The 15,956-nt window shown below is 42.3% G+C and carries 10 protein-coding genes; 2 read left to right on the top strand and 8 right to left on the bottom strand.

All coding sequences use genetic code 11. The features are described from left to right. Positions 1–163: 163 nt before the first annotated feature. From P2W71_RS02620 to P2W71_RS02630, 3 genes are all read right to left on the bottom strand, one after another. The gene (locus tag P2W71_RS02620) at positions 164–1,552 is read right to left on the bottom strand and encodes a Gfo/Idh/MocA family oxidoreductase (RefSeq protein WP_276366640.1); all 1,389 of its coding nucleotides are present in this window, start codon (positions 1,550–1,552) and stop codon (positions 164–166) included. Positions 1,553–1,574: 22 nt separating this feature from the next. Further along, on the bottom strand, positions 1,575–2,819 hold the full coding sequence (locus P2W71_RS02625) for a PmoA family protein (RefSeq protein WP_276366643.1): 1,245 nt from the start codon (positions 2,817–2,819) through the stop codon (positions 1,575–1,577). A 298-nt stretch (positions 2,820–3,117) separates the two neighbouring features. Beyond that, the gene (locus P2W71_RS02630; RefSeq protein ID WP_276366646.1) at positions 3,118–5,793 is read right to left on the bottom strand and encodes a glycoside hydrolase family 3 C-terminal domain-containing protein; all 2,676 of its coding nucleotides are present in this window, start codon (positions 5,791–5,793) and stop codon (positions 3,118–3,120) included. 191 nt (positions 5,794–5,984) lie between these two features. On the opposite strand from P2W71_RS02630, the gene P2W71_RS02635 reads away from it, so the two are divergent. Next, complete coding sequence (locus P2W71_RS02635) at positions 5,985–6,401, top strand: response regulator (protein ID WP_276366649.1); 417 nt, start codon at positions 5,985–5,987, stop codon at positions 6,399–6,401. Here P2W71_RS02635 and P2W71_RS02640 read toward each other — a convergent pair. Next, a complete protein-coding gene (locus P2W71_RS02640) occupies positions 6,385–6,792 on the bottom strand; it encodes a response regulator (RefSeq protein ID WP_276366652.1) in 408 nt (135 codons plus the stop codon). The two genes, P2W71_RS02635 and P2W71_RS02640, sit on opposite strands and share 17 nt — an antisense overlap. Before the next feature lie 114 nt (positions 6,793–6,906). Between P2W71_RS02640 and P2W71_RS02645 the strand changes: the two genes are divergently transcribed. Further along, positions 6,907–7,989: an alkaline phosphatase gene (locus P2W71_RS02645; RefSeq protein ID WP_276366654.1), complete on the top strand. Its 1,083-nt coding sequence runs from the start codon at positions 6,907–6,909 to the stop codon at positions 7,987–7,989. A 26-nt stretch (positions 7,990–8,015) separates the two neighbouring features. Here the strand turns inward: P2W71_RS02645 and P2W71_RS02650 are convergent, their stop codons facing one another. The 4 genes from P2W71_RS02650 to P2W71_RS02665 all read right to left on the bottom strand — a co-directional run bounded on the left by P2W71_RS02650 (position 8,016) and on the right by P2W71_RS02665 (position 15,937). Next, positions 8,016–8,426 (bottom strand): hypothetical protein, encoded by a 411-nt coding sequence (locus tag P2W71_RS02650; RefSeq protein ID WP_276366658.1) that lies wholly within the window; start codon positions 8,424–8,426, stop codon positions 8,016–8,018. A gap of 106 nt (positions 8,427–8,532) precedes the next feature. Beyond that, positions 8,533–10,764: a CRTAC1 family protein gene (locus tag P2W71_RS02655; protein ID WP_276366661.1), complete on the bottom strand. Its 2,232-nt coding sequence runs from the start codon at positions 10,762–10,764 to the stop codon at positions 8,533–8,535. Positions 10,765–10,794: 30 nt separating this feature from the next. Beyond that, positions 10,795–14,247 (bottom strand): VCBS repeat-containing protein, encoded by a 3,453-nt coding sequence (locus P2W71_RS02660; protein WP_276366664.1) that lies wholly within the window; start codon positions 14,245–14,247, stop codon positions 10,795–10,797. Between the two features lie 184 nt (positions 14,248–14,431). Then, entirely contained in the window at positions 14,432–15,937 is a 1,506-nt protein-coding gene (locus P2W71_RS02665) for a RagB/SusD family nutrient uptake outer membrane protein (protein ID WP_276366666.1), read from the bottom strand. Positions 15,938–15,956: the final 19 nt, after the last annotated feature.

A 15,956-nucleotide genomic window follows, 5' to 3' on the forward strand; every position in this document is an offset into this window, starting at 1 on the left:
GATGATATCGCCTTTCACAAAATAATGCGGAGAACTCAGTACTAAAAGAGACAAAAACCGATTCAACATTCGTTAAGGGAGTTCAGTGCCGATAATGTAAAATATAACTTCTAAATATCGAACAAGGAACCGAATATCGAATGATGGATTGGTTAGAAGTCACTTACTTCACCGCATATGCTGGCCGTTGTGTTCGAGACAACATACGGTTTGCCTCCTCATCGTTTTTAAATTGTTCTTTTTTAGGATCCCAATATATTTTGCGGTCCAACTTCATAGCGATATGATGCAGTAAACAAGCAGAACAAGAGCGATGTGCTTCCTCTACAGGAGCAATCGGCGCTTTATTGTCGCGAATGCTTTCAAGCCAGTTGAGATGATGATTCTTACTTACGGTAAAATGAAATTCATTCGGCCCAATGACAGATTTGATGATTTTTGGATCACTTGCATCTAACGGTTTTGTTCCGTCTGCATTCACCGGGTCACTGGCTGTAGCCTGATAGTTACCTCTTGTTACGAAAATCCAGCCTTCCGTTCCTTCAAACTTGATACCATTTGGCAATTCATTGCTAACCACCATCTTCACGCCGTTGTCGTACAACGCTTCGGTTTTGAAAATTCCATGAACATCCCAAAGTCCTTTTTTCGGAAACTCGGCATGCCCCCAGATTTCTACGGGCCCGGATTTTTCCATACCCATTCCCCAGTGCGCGGAATCAATATGATGAGAACCCCAACCTGTAATCATACCTGCCCCGAATTGTTCACAACGCAACCAACCTGGGCGATCATAACCTTCCTGAGGATGTACGCGCTTCTCGGTATAATACACATAAGGCGTTGACGCCAGCCACATGTCATAGTTTAGGTTTTTTGGAATTGGCATCTCAGGCTCTTCTTCACCTGATGGATCTCCCGGCAACCCGACATACACAGTCTTTAGCTGACCAATCCGTCCATTTCTTACAAGTTCTGCTGCATACCTGAATTGCTCCGAGGATCTTTGCTGGCTACCGATTTGAAACTTCACGCCACTTTTTTGTACGACGTCACTCACGAAACGTCCTTCAGAAATCGTAAGGGATGCCGGCTTCTGCATGTACATGTGTTTTTTAGCCCTGGCTGCGGCAACAGCAATCATAGCGTGGGTATGGTCAGGTGTACTGATAAGCACCGCATCGATGTCTTTATCATTAATGAGTTCGCGATAGTCGTGATATTCTTTTACGCCATCGAAAGGCTTACCATCGCGCTTGGTGTAATATTCATTTACGAGTTGTTTTCCTTCTGCAGCACGTTTCGTATCTAAATCACATACCGCTACGATTTGCGCGAAATCAGTTTTCCAAACACCGGGCATATCGTGAATGCGAGAAATGCGACCGACACCGATAGCCCCAACGTTAATCCGATTGCTCGGCGCATGTTTGCCAAACACACTGGCGGGTACAATGGAAGGAAAGCCCAGGGCAACCGTTGAAAGCGCTGTTGCCTTTACAGAAGTCTGGAGAAATTTTCTTCTGGTGACTGTAGGTTTATTGTTTTTCATATACAGGGAAAATTATATTTAATCAATTCATCTTTACCGTTACTTTCGGTGGCGCACTATAATATTGCCAACCACTTTCTGCTTTCTCTTTTGTAAACTTACCACGGAAGACATTAAACCTGTATTTCAGGGTATAAGTCTTGCCAGGGGTTAAAAGCCAATCTTTTGTTTTTGTTGGGGCGAACATACCAAACATCTCGCCCCCATTAGAATCTTCCGGCCAAATGCGAAGTGGTTCAGGATGATTGAAATTTGCCGGATAAGACATCATTACGGCCCCGCCATATTCATTATCTAATGTTCCTTGAATGATGGCCCACTTTGCTGTAGTTCCATCAGCACCTTTTCGCGTTTTTCCTTCGGAAGTCAGTACTTCACTATTATCTTTTTTCCATTGCTCTGTTGCTCTCCAGCCCAAGCCAGCATAGCGATATTCAAGAATTAGAAAGGGACTAGATGACGCACAGTTCATCTGGATGGTTATATCGACAATATAATTGTCGTGGTTGTCTTCCGGCCGGTATACACGCACGGTTTGCAATTCATTGAGCGCAACTTTTTCCTTTCCAGCCTTAAATGCAACATGTTCGTGAATCGCTTGGTATTCGGCAAAAACGGGACCTTCAGTAATCGAAACAAAACTACCAAACCGAACCGTGCCTTTCCGTCCTTTGATATTCCAAAAATCGACAGTATCACCTTCAAACAAAACATGGGTCCACGGATTCCATATACCATAGTGATGATAATGGTCGGGTGCCTGAATACGCGTGATAACTTTTCCATTCGGTGTCCACAGGGGATGAATGAATGCACTTCGCTTGTAAGCTGTATCAATTCCAGCAGGCGGGTACACCGTTTTGAAATTGTATTGAAGCAGGTTTTTATTTCCGCTCGTTATTAGCAGTGCACCATCACTTGACTTTGCCTGAATCAAACGTGAAGCCTTAACAGGATTACCTTTCACGATTTCATAGACACGTTTTTTTTCCTTTGCATTTGGTGCATTGACCATCCAATACAACATCCGTAGTTCTTTATTGTCAATTTGAAACGGAACAGCAATTCGTTTTGCACCTTGGACTTCCACCAAGCTTAAAACTGAGTCATGAAGTAAAGTAATTTGATCGAGGTCTACTTTTGCAGGCACTTGTAAACCATTCATCGGAGAAGTCAGCTCCACTTCCAACGTCGCAACCTTTTGACCAAAAATCGGAGTACTGGCAATGGCACACAACAGCAAGGTGCATAATGAAATCGGATGCATACACTAAATTAACGTTAATCTCGACAAATTATGTCGCTGCAATCGTTAACACCAAAAATGTTACATGATAGGCAAATATCTATTGTTGCATTTGTTGCATGATTTGTTGCATTGATTGTTGCATTATTCTTTAACCACGCCGCGAAGCGTGCTTTTCCCGGAGTCTTGCTGACCTATTTATGACGATGCGGTAAGCGCTGCAGGAATATGGAACTGAATGGCAAAACACTTAGCTGGTAACAAGCATTTCAACATTCCGAAAGTTTACGATTAACGGAAGCTTTTTTACCGCTTCAATTTATCGCAATGCAATTTTTGTCTTCAAACCTGGTACTGCCGTTGTTCCCACTTTTACATCAGGTTGTCCGCCGCCAACAGCAATTTCAAATTCGCCAGGAACTACACTTCGCTCGCCCTTCGTATTCACGATGGAAAAAGCGTCCGAGGTAATTGTGAGATCAACTTGTTTTGATTCTCCGGGTGCTAACGTAATACGTTGAAATTGCGCCAAGGAGCGTATGGGCGTTTTAATAGAAGCCTTCATGTGTGTAACGTACGCTTGCACAACCTCGTCACCGGATACGGCTCCGGTATTTTTTACTGTTACGGAAAGTTTTACCGGATCACCCGCCTTATAAGTTTCTTCGACTTTCAAATTTTCGTAGCCAAAGGTAGTGTAGCTCAAACCATACCCGAAGGGATAAAGCGGCTCACCATTAAAGTAACGGTATGTCTGTTTAGTCAAATTGTAATCTTTAAATGGTGGAAGATCTTTTTCTGATTTATAAAACGTCACGGGCAATTTTCCACCAGGATTATAGTCGCCAAAAAGTACATCAGCAATTGCTTGACCAGCAGCCTGACCAGGATACCAGGTTTCTAAAATGGCTGGGATATTTTTTTGCTCCCAGTTTATAGCAAGTGCACTCCCGTTTAGCAGCACCAACACAACTGGTTTGCCTAAGGCAGCAATTTCTTTGATCAGCTGCTGTTGAGGCTTAGGTAAATCAATTTTCGTTCTGTCACCGGCATTAAATCCATCTATTACGATATCCATTTCTTCTCCTTCCATCCGCGCTGTTAATCCCATGCACATCACAATGGCATCTGCTTTTTTTGCTACTTCAAGCGCTTCTTTTTTTAGATCGGGTTGAGGCCTTGCCCAAACCAGTTGCACCTGCGCATCTGCATATGTCTCGATGGCTTCCAGTTTAATTTTATAACGCTTCCCTGCCTCCAGTTTCATAACCGGAGACTTTCGTAAACGTGGATCGCCGTATTCATCACGGAAATGATAAATGGTTTTGGCTACCAGGCTATCATTCAAGTAAAGACGGGTATTGGTAGTACTTACAAATCCAAGTTGATACATAGCAGTTTTATCCGGTACCAATTCGCCCGTCCACCGAATACTAAAACTATCATCGTTCATATCATTGCGCGGAGCTTTTTCCGACCAATTCATGTCCATATCCTTATCGGTCGATGTATACAAAGGAGTCCCGCTCAGATCAGCGTTGTTAAAATATTCTCCTTTCAATCCATTTTCATTTCCGCTAAAGAGAACTTCACCCGGAATTGTTTTATACGTCGGCATCCCATCCGCCAATTCACAACCTTGGGCATAGAGCACGTTGGTACTCTTAAGTTTTTCTTTGATTCCTCGGAGCGGCGTGACTGCATCTGATGGCACGCCGTTGTAATTTCCCAACAGCATCAGCCATTCGTCTGAATTAGGGCCGATAACAGCCAAAGTTCCGATATCCTTTTTTAACGGCAGTGTTTTATTTTCATTCTTTAAAAGTACAATGGATTTCTGTGCGGCCTCCAGTGCCATCGCTTTATGTTCTTTGCTATCCACAACGCTGTAAGGGATATTTGCATACTTTACCATGTCATCAGGATCGAACATGCCCAGTTTAAACCTTGCGGTAAAAAGTCTTTTTACCGAAACATCAATTTCTTTTTCGGTGATAAGATTCTTTTGTACTGCCTCTTTTAACGAGAGGTATACTTTTCCACATTCCAGATCTGTACCTGACTTTACAGCCAAGGCCGCAGCCTCAGCCGGTGTCGAAACAATTTTGTGATGGGCATAAATATCTTCAACGGCGCCGCAGTCTGAAACCACAAATCCACTAAAATCCCAATCCTGACGAAGAACATTGTCTAATAATTTCCCACTGCTGCAGCAGGCTTCTCCGTTGTAACGATTATAAGCGCACATCAATGAATATGCTTTTGCTTCTTTGATACCAATTTCAAATTGCGGCAGATAAGTTTCATACAAATCTTTTTCACCAATGACTGCGTTGAAAGTATGTCGATTGATTTCCGGGCCGCTGTGTACAGCAAAATGTTTAACGGTGGCAATGGTTTTATAATACACTGAATCATCTCCCTGCAGTCCTTTAATAAATTCAACGGCAAGTCTAGCGGTGAGATATGGATCTTCCCCATAGGTTTCCTGCCCTCTTCCCCACCGTGGGTCACGAAAAATATTGATGTTGGGCGACCAAAGTGTAAGCCCTTGATAAATAAATCGTTTGTCTTTTTTTGCAAAATCGTGATGCTTGGCGCGGGCCTCGTCGGCAATGGCAGTCGACACTCTGAACATCAAGTCACGATCCCACGAAGCTCCCAGTCCAATAGCCTGGGGAAACACTGTAGCCAGCCCCGCCCGTGCTACGCCATGTAAACCCTCAGACCACCAGTTATATTCAGGGATACCCAATCTTTCGATGGCTGGCGCCTGATTGATCATCTGACTGATTTTCTCCTCCAAAGTCATCCTCCCAACCAAATCATTAACACGTTCTTCAATTGCCAAATCTGTATTGAGATAAGGTAATACCTCAGCTTTTTCTTTCGATGGTCCGGAAGGACTACAGGAATCCGCAAGTAAAAAGACGGTTAATATAAATGCAGCTCGCAGAAGCTTGCTTTCAGTAAAGGTGGATTTAATACGGAGCATTTCAATTATTGGGTTTTAATTAGGTATGGTATAATATTAACTACATGGGTTCGTAAACAGGTAGCATACGGGTTGATGAGGGTCAAATTTAGCGGTCATAAACTTAGCAAATAATTCAATCATAACGTTTGCAGAAGCTACGAATGGTTATTTGAGCAAACAATCGCTGAGGCACGCTGTTAATAATTCGCATGGAGCGAATCAAAGTAATCTTAGTTGATAATGATCCTGATGAATTATTTTTTATGGAAAAAGGATTTGAGGCCTCGGACCGTTACGCAATTATTGCCCAATGTTCCGGGTGGCCCCAGCTTAAAGAGTTCATTCAGCATGCAGATGAATTGCCAGATTTAATTATCACGGATTTAAATATGCCCGGTAAAAATGGGGTTGATATCGCGTCCATGATCCATTCAAATCCGGCGTATAATGCTATCAAAGTAGTGGTTCTTTCTATTACTACAGGCGACAATAATAAGGGGGTGCAGGCAAATCTCAGCGGGTCATCACTTTTTATACCCAAGCCGTCCTCTTTACTAGAATATGAGTCTTTTGCAATAGACCTTTATGAGAAAATAAATATCGACGTTTTTAATTCAAGGAGATAGAGAACTCCTGGCCTATCAGTTTCTTGATTTCGTCTCGCGATAAAGGTTTATTATAATAATATTTGATTCCCATTTCTTTTGTGCGCGCCAAATCTCTTGGATCAGCTGATGAAGTCAGTACGACTATTGTGATTGCATTTTTGTTCGGCAGATCGATCTTAGCAAACTCCTCTAAAAATTCGTAGCCATTCATGATGGGCATGTCAAGATCCAGAAATATAATATCTGGCATTTGCATCTTGCCGTTACGATAGAGTTCAAGAATCTCCAACGCCTGTTTTCCGTTCGATGCAAAACTAATTTCGTTTGCCAACCCCAGGGAGGTGATTGTTTTCTCACTCAGAAAATTGAAAATCTTGTCATCATCAACTAATAGAATGTTCTTCTTCATACAGTGAGTTGTTTGATCCTTTACAAATATAAAAGGGTTTTGTGAGCAATCCTATCCGATAGCGTTTGGCCTAAATCAGTATATTCACCTAAGTATACAGACTCATTCAATCTTATGTTTAAGCATATCATCATTCATCTGCTTTTTTTATTCTCAACATCGGTTTCATCTTTCGCACAGCAAAAGATTATTCGTAACCCAGCCACCAAGGCGAAAAATGTTATCCTTTTGATTGGTGACGGCATGGGGCTCGCGCAAATCTACGCGGGCATGACTGCTAACAAAGGATGGCTTCACCTTGAAAAATGTACGGTGGTGGGTCTCTCAAAAACCAATTCGGCAGACCGGTACATCACTGATTCAGCGGCCGGAGCAACCGCATTTGCAACTGGCAAAAAGACCAACAACGGTTGCGTTGGAGTCGATTCTTTGGGAAGGCCAGTTGCTACGATATTGGAAATTGCTGAACAAAGAGGCCTCGCCACCGGACTTGTGGCTACTACAGCTATCACAGATGCGACACCAGCATCGTTTATTGCTCACCAGCCGTCGCGCGATTTGGGTGAAGCTATTGCTGATGATTTTCTTAAAACTGATGTTGATGTTTTTATTGGCGCTGGCCTAAACCATTTTAAAACACGTGCTGACAAACGTGACTTGACTGCAGAACTAAAAAAGAACGGCTATCAGGTGCTTTATGATATCAATGAAGTAGCTAAGGTCAATTCAGGAAAGTTGGCTGGATTTGTTTCCGACCAACGTTGGTCTGGTGGCCGAGGAGATCAATTGTTAAAATCAGCGCAGACTGCCATTCGGATTTTAGAACAAAACAAAAATGGTTTCTTCTTAATGATCGAAGGATCACAAATTGATGATGGCGGGCACGAGAATAATTCCAACCACGTCATTGAAGAAATGCTGGATTTCGATAATGTAATTGGAGAAGTACTTTCCTTTGCCGAAAAAAATGGAGAAACTTTAATAGTTATCACCGCAGATCACGAAACGGGAGGCTACACGTTGGTCGATGGCAACCTTCAAACCGGCCGGGTTGAAGGAAGGTTCTCAACCGAGGGCCACACGAGTGTGATGGTCCCAGTGTTCGCCTATGGGCCGGGTGCAGAGACCTTCACTGGGATTTATCACAATACAAAGATTTTCGACAAACTCATGACGGCTTTTTCGTTTAACAAATAAACGAGCTGCTGAACGACAGGTATTCGTCAGGAAATAGCCTTGACCATACAATACATTTCTCGATCGTTTTTGTACCACTCAACACAGGGGCTCATGTGATCCACTCCTTTTACTTCCATCATGCTATGGAAACTCTCTTTAATTAATTCTATCCGGACTTTCCAATCTGTAATTTTCACGGAAAAATATTTTCCTTTACTAATTATATACCTTTCAAACCCAAACTTTTCAGCTTCGCCGTCATTCATCTCTTCAACGCCAGCGATATAAATCATTTTACCTTCGGGCGTCATGCTGCTTATTCCGTAGTAGGATCTGTTTGTGCCTTCTGGCATCAATGCTACGAGCGAATCAAAAGATTCCCCAATCCCCTTGGGAAAGGTTTTTACGGGAAAGCCAAAAATTTTTATATCGTCCTTTAATATTTGAGTTTCCATAAACGTCTGTTCTTTTACACAAACTTAATTTGTTAGCGTAAACTTCTGGAGGGACAACTCCGGCATTTTAAGGGGGTGAATCCGGACAAATCCTCAGTTCGATTTTCTAATGATGCCCGTGCGTTCCAGTGGAAGTAAAATTCAATTCGTTCAATGGAATCCCCTCTGGGTTATCGGTACCTTCCCGGATTCTTAGATGCTGATTCGGCTTAACATTTTTGATGACTTGTGCTTTCTGTGCAGGGTGCCACTGAATAGCAATCTCGTCAATTACCGTAGCCCGGCCGATACCAATTTCTCTTCTCAATGGTGAAGCACCAAAACTTCCACCTGAATTTACTTCGCGATAGATGGTTCTCACGGTATTATTTTCCCTGCATGTTAATTTCACTAACGTACCAATAACATTGAGATTATTTTTTCGCACAAGATCCAGGGTGATCCAATTATTTTTTACATCCTGACCCGGATTAAGGTAAAGGGAATTATGAAACGCATCGCCTTTATAGGCACCTCCTAATTCAATGTATACATCCTGATCGCCATCATTGTCAAGGTCAGCAAAAGAAATGGCATGACCTTTTTGCAAATGACCAACGCGAGCTTCGGTGGTAACATCGGTAAATCTCTTGCCTGCAATATTCCGAAACATTTTATTCGGCACGATGGATTCTAGTTCTGGATTTCCAGTACCTAAATAAAAATCCAGAAAACCATCGTTATCGATATCACCAAAATTTGCTGACATGGCAAACGCCGTTTTATTTGTTCCGGCATTTTCCGACACATCAATGAATGTTCCATCCTGATTATTTTTGTAAAGGAGAATAGTACCAGACGTTCCGCTAAAAGTCCCGAGTGCGTCAGCAGCGGCATACGAGGAAATTGGTTTATCAAACGTAAAATCACCCACAAGAATATCCAACCATCCATCGTTGTCATAATCCCAAAACCACGTTGGGAAAGTGCGCGAACGTCTATCATCCAGCCCGGCATGCTTCGTTACATTTTCAAAAACGGGCATTCCGTCTTTTAATCCAGTATTTTTTAATAGAAATCTTTCCCCGGACAAACTGGAAATAAAAATATCTTTCCATCCATCATTGTCATAATCACCAGAAGTAACTCCTTTGATAAATCCTGTAACATTACACCGCGCCAATTCGGCAATATTTGTGAACGAACCATCACGATTATTTAAATATAATTCGCATGGATGTGAACCCGAAGAAGCATTTCCTTGCCAGGTTTCATTTCCAATGAAGACATCCACCCAGCCATCGTTATTGAAATCATTCCACGTTGCAGTTTGCGTTGGATGAAACGATAACAAACCACTTTGGGTAGTTACGTCCGTAAAAGTACCGTCCCCGTTGTTTCGGACTAATGAATTAGGTTGCTCGCCATAATTGCTCCGGAGCCACGCGCCGCGCAAGACAAAAATATCTTTAAAACCATCGTTGTTGTAATCCATTTGCACCATGTTTAGCCCACCCGTTAGATCAGCCAAGCGTGACGATCCGGACTTGTCCACGAACGCACCATCGCCAGTATTCTGAAAATAATGGAGTGGCTCATCAAGGTCCCAACTCGAGGTTACAATATCCAGGTATCCATCATTATTGAAGTCTTCGATAATTGTTCCTCCAGCCATGTTATTGATGTCCAAATGAAGGGCACCGGCAACATCCTGAAATGGTTTTACCATAGACGAATCTCCGATAGAGCGATCGAGATCAGGCAATAAAAATTTTGAAGGAACCTTAACGGGATATTCCCCTAGTGTCATGTAAGCAATATTCAACAGCCATTTGTATTCGAGATTGTCGGGAAATTTTTCCAGCAACTCTTCATAAACCCGGATTGCATTTCGCGAGCCCGTTTGTGCGGTATGGATACCTGCGCCTCGGATAGGAAGGACACATGTTTCAGGAGAATGATTCATCACGCAATTGGTTCGCTCTCCTGCCCGGAGATAGGCGAGCGCCAGCTGCACTTTGAGTTTATCCATTCCATTAATCCCTTCTTTGTTTATTCGCAATACTTGCTCCTCTAACAAAGGAATGGCTTCTTCCTCGCGACCTAGCGCGATTAGCGCATAACATTTATCATAGGTAAAAATCATTTTGTCCTGCTTGCTGTTGGTAGCAGCAATCAATGAGTCATAATATTTTACCTGGGGGGCAGATGCATAATAATTATCTAAACGATTGTATCGTTCTCGCTGAATTTTCAAGAGCCGAACCATTTCGTCGTGAGATGAAGGTTTCAATTGGCAAGAAAACAAGCTTGCGCCGAAAACGAATATCATTACCAGTCTAAAAAAAATTGCTTTCATAAACTCACAATTCCCTTGGCTCCCATGCGGCTAGTTATCTTTCACGATGATATTTGAAATGGTGTTATCCTTTATTATTGTTCTGCTCGAAGAAGACAAATATCCACTTCCATAATAAAATTCATGCTTTCTTTTCTTCCCGTTTTTCAATTCGACAATCGCCGACGCTGTGAGACTATTGGCGCGAACAATGTTCTCCTCGGGGATCTCTGAACTGTTATGATATGAGAAAACTTTCAGACTGTCGCGGTTCTGAGTGGCAAGAAATAATTGCTGACCGGAACCCAGCATGAGGCTGGACAATGCTTTTGCATCGCCGTCAACGAAGAAACCGGATCGAGTAACATGAACAGGCTTAAAATTTCCTGTGCCATCGCCTTGAAGACAATTGCCGATGCCAGCGTCATAAAAGCCAGAAAGTGTTTCAGATGCATAAGAATTACCAACAGACAAAATATCCAGATTGCCGTCGTTGTTCACATCGTCTACGACACTACCATACATCGGTGAATATTGTGCTTCAACGGGAAGTTGCTTCACTGAAAAGGTATTAGACCCGTTGTTTTCAAGATAGACCGATGCAAACAAAGTGCTTTTCAAAACCAACGCGTCCTTCAACATCGTTTCTGGAATCAAATCTTTTATACCCATCCCGCCATATATTGAATAGCGCTCAGCAACTCCCCTTAACTTTGAAATTTGTCCTGTCAGTGTCTCACGAGGGTGTACGGGATACTCTTTGCCCTGTATATACCTGCAAAGTATAGCATCCACCGAGCCATTGTCGTCAAAATCCTTTGCATAGACACAAACAGGCTCGCTAACGGATGCCCTATATACAGAATTGAGTCCTAAGTTACCGGCAACATAGTCGATGTCGCCATCGTTGTCAAAGTCTCCACCATTAATACTGTTCCACCACCCTGAAGTATCAGGAAGTTTGATCGAAGTAAATGATTTTCCTTTGTCGTTAACAAAAAATGTTATGGGCATCCACTCACCTACCACAGCTAGATCTGTCCATCCATCATTATTGATGTCGGTCCACAACGCTGAAGTTACCATGCCTACTTTGTCCAATTCACTTGATAGTCGCGTTGTTTGATTTTCAAATTTTCCGCTTCCATTATTAACTAACAAATAGCTTTCAGGTGTTTCCGGATAGCGCATCGAAACAACTCTGCCTCCGACAAATAAATCCAAGTCACCGTCCTGATCAAAGTCATTGGCTACAACACAGCTTCCACTGCTTTTTATTTCAGGTAAAGCGGAAATCTCCAGGGTAAAATTTCCAGCGCCATCATTCTTGTAAAGGCGATCCCGATAATGGGCAAGTTCATTTTTAAATTCAGAACTTCCGCTGACACAATAAAGATCAAGATCGCTATCTCCATCTGCATCAAAAAGCAACAGGCCCATGTCCTCTTCTTCTTTCACCAAAAGTGAATCCTTTTTAAAAGTGCCGTTTTTCTGCTGAAAGAAGATGTATGCCGACCGTTGTCTTGAACCACCAACAACAAAGTCCTCCAGGCCATCGTTATTAATATCACCTGTTGCAATTCCAGGACCACCTTGCGAATGTTTTTGTGGCAACAACAATTGCCCTTCTTGAAAGTCAACAAAATCTTTTTCATGATGCTTAAAATTGATGTTGAGCTCACGATGCAATTCCATTAAATCAGGTATCTCAGAGATCTCCGTTGGTTGATTCTTGACAACAGCATCTTTCTCATGCAATTTAATTACCTGGTTTACCGCAATATTTTTCAACACCTGACTTTTTCCGCTTGGCCAAAGGACTTTTAATGAATCGACTGGCTCGCTTGCTTGACCTAGTCCGACGTGTTCAAAATCCTCTACAGTAGATTTGTATCCTCGCTGCGTTTGATGTTCGGCATAATAAGTTTTATCTTTTTGAAATACCCAAACTTTTGTTCCTAAGGCTTGTAAATCACCGTTGTCACCCACGAGTTTAATGCGAAGGTACTTGGCCGCCTTATCTTTTTGGTCATTAAGCTTGTTCCGGTAAATAAAGGCTTCATCGTTGATGTTGTTGGTGACTAAATCAAGGTCGCCATCATTGTCAAAATCCGCGTAGGCCGCCCCATTTGAATACGATGGCTGATCCAATCCCCAAAGCGCCGCCTTATCTGAAAACGTAAGATCACCATTATTCTTAAAAAGAAAATTAGGCTTCTTAACACCCAATAATTTTTCAACTTCCTGCCGTATGGTATTCATTCGGTTTCTATCCGTACTAAACATGGCAAGTTCTTTACTGTAGGCAATGAAGTCCTGATCGGTGATATCTTTTCGATAACCATTGCCAACAAACAAGTCGCGATAGCCATCGTTATCAAAATCTGCAAGAAGGCTGCTCCAACTCCAATCGGTGGCATAAATGCCTGCCAGGTATCCAATGTCACTGAAGGTATTATTTCCATTGTTGATTTGCAGCACATTGCGAATGTATTGATCCTGGTATCCCTTATTTCTAAACAACATGAACCTGTCGTAGCCGATGGTTGAAAACATAGTTTTCTGTCGCAGGTTATCATCGGGCATCATGTCCAATGCTACAATGTCATTTAATCCATCATTGTTTATATCGGCAATATCGACCCCCATACCATTTTGCTCCTGATGTTTGAGCATGGATGTAATCTCATTCGTAAAAGAATTGTGTTTGTTGTTGATCAGCAGGTTGTCGTTAGAAATAAAATCGTTTGCTACATACACGTCAGGGTAGCCATCATTGTTAATATCATTCACTACAATGCCGAGCCCCCAGCCCTCAAGTTGTATACCGGCTTCCTTTGAAACGTTTTTGAAGATGGGTAACCCATTCACCATGCCCTCATTTCTGTAAAATTTATCAACGCTTTTTGCCGACCCATCATCTCTTTGTCCAACGGCCTGGTTTCGATTAAATTTCTCCAAAGCATTATTGAGCAAATACAGGTCAAGATCGCCATCCAGATCGTAATCAAGGAAAGCGGCTTGGGTTGAATAGCTTGAATCAGCGATACCCATTTTTGCAGCAACTTCTTCAAAAAGGGGAACACCATCTTTACCGGCGCCCTTGTTGAGAAAAAAAAGATTGGGGACCGATGGTTTATCGATGTTGGGTTGAATGGTAGAAACGTGAATGTCTAAAAGTCCATCTTGATTGATATCAACCATTGCGACGCCTGTACACCATAAGTTAGTCTGAACCTTTGCGGCAACGGTGATATCTCTGAATTTGAAGTTACCTTGGTTCAAATAAAGTTTGCTGGAAACCATATTTCCTGCAAAGAATATGTCTGTTAGCCCATCGTTATTGATGTCGCCAACGCCTACACCCGCCCCGTTGTAAATGTATTCGAACGTTAACACATTGAAGCTATCCGTTTCTGTTAACAGGTTATTAAAAGTAACATTCGTCGCAGAGGATGGAAGGAGTTCAAATAACTTATCTGAATCACGGCTGCCGCAAGCCATAATTGATATTGCAAATACGCAAGGAATAAACGCCTTCGTAAAATATTGAAGCATAATGTGAAAAATGAATCTGTTGGAGGCTTACGAAACACTAAATACGTGAAAATAATTACGGAAGGAAATGAAAAAGAAAAAGGAGAGGTTGCCCCACTCCTTTTTCTTTTTACATCTTTTCAAAAAGTTTTTAGAACCCAGGATTCTGATCTGCCTGAGAGAGCGCTGCGTTGTTATCAATTTCCTGTTGCGGAATAGGAACTAAAGCATGCTTTGGTGCATAATAAGAGATCGGCTCGTAAGTTAACTTGCCTAGGTTTCTCCATCTCACGAGATCTCTGTCTCTGATTTGTTCACCTGCCAGTTCTACTCTTCTTTCGTGCACGATCGCTCTGAAAACTTCTGCCGGGCTGTTTACAGGATAATTTGCGGTTGGGTAAGGCGGCATTTCAACACCTTCTCTCGATCTAACCTCGTTCAAAAGATCAATTGCTTCAGAGTCATTACCTAGCGCATTTTCGCATTCTGCTAGATTTAACAAAACCTCAGCATAACGAATGACACGCATGTTAATGCCTGAACGCTGATCTTCAGTAGGTGCTTTGTAAATTCTCTGATATTTCTTCCAGCTGATTTTAGGACTGGCACCTTGCATATCGGTGATGGTGTTTGCTCCATTATTGTATTTATCACCGATTTGATAAAATGCATCGACGTATCTAGGATCGTTGTCCTCATATTCATCCAACAAGGATATTGAAGGTATCACGTTTCTCCATGCCGTGGGACCATACTCTTGTCCTCTAAAAGTAAGTTCTGTTTGCGTGCCCTGACCAGATCCATCCCAACTTGCTCCTCCGAAATCATACGAGAAAGCAACTTCGAAAAGGGACTCTTCATTGAATTCCAACTCTTCACGAAAATTTTCAACGTAAGGAACCTGTTTCCAATCGTTGAATTCACCCGAGGTAACGATAGCCTCAAGCAACGGTTTAGCAAGGTCATAATCTCCGCGTTGCATATGGGCTCTGGCCAACAATGCTTGAGCGGCTTGCTTATTAGCCCTTCCAGTGTTTGCAGCGTCATAACCAGACTTTGTTGGAAGACTTGCAATCGCAGTTTCTAAATCAGAAATTAATAATGCATACACTTCATCGACTGATGCCCGGCCTTTGTCCTGACCGATATCTGTAGCATAGGTTTCCATGAGTGGAACTCCTCCGAACAACACAACTAAATCAAAGTAAGCCATAGCCCGTAAAAATTTCGCTTCACCGAGTACACGTGTCTTCATCGCCTCGGTAGCAGGGAATTCGGCACCTGGAACCTTTTCGATTACCTGGTTTGCCTGATGAATAAGTCTGTACCATCCTCTCCAAACGGATGTGAGTAACGAATTTGAAGGATCGTGATTACCTGCTAGTAATTGAGCCCGAGGGGTTTCTAATTGTCCTCCGCCAGCGGCCATATCGTCTGATCTAAGATCATGGACGAAGAAATACTCCCGGCAGAAAAGATCTATACTTTGTAAACTGCTATATACAGCGTTTACAGCTGATACAATTTGCACATCGTTCTTGTAATAGGTCTCAGGTAAAAATTCATTGGGATTTTGTTGGTCCAAAACGTCTTCCTTACAGGAAAAGCAAATGGCAAACATCCCGATTGCGGTAAGTATTAATTTTCTTTTCATCATCTTTTTTATTGAATGTGGA

The sequence above is a fragment of the Chryseolinea sp. H1M3-3 genome (genome assembly GCF_029360725.1).
GTDB lineage: Bacteria > Bacteroidota > Bacteroidia > Cytophagales > Cyclobacteriaceae > Chryseolinea.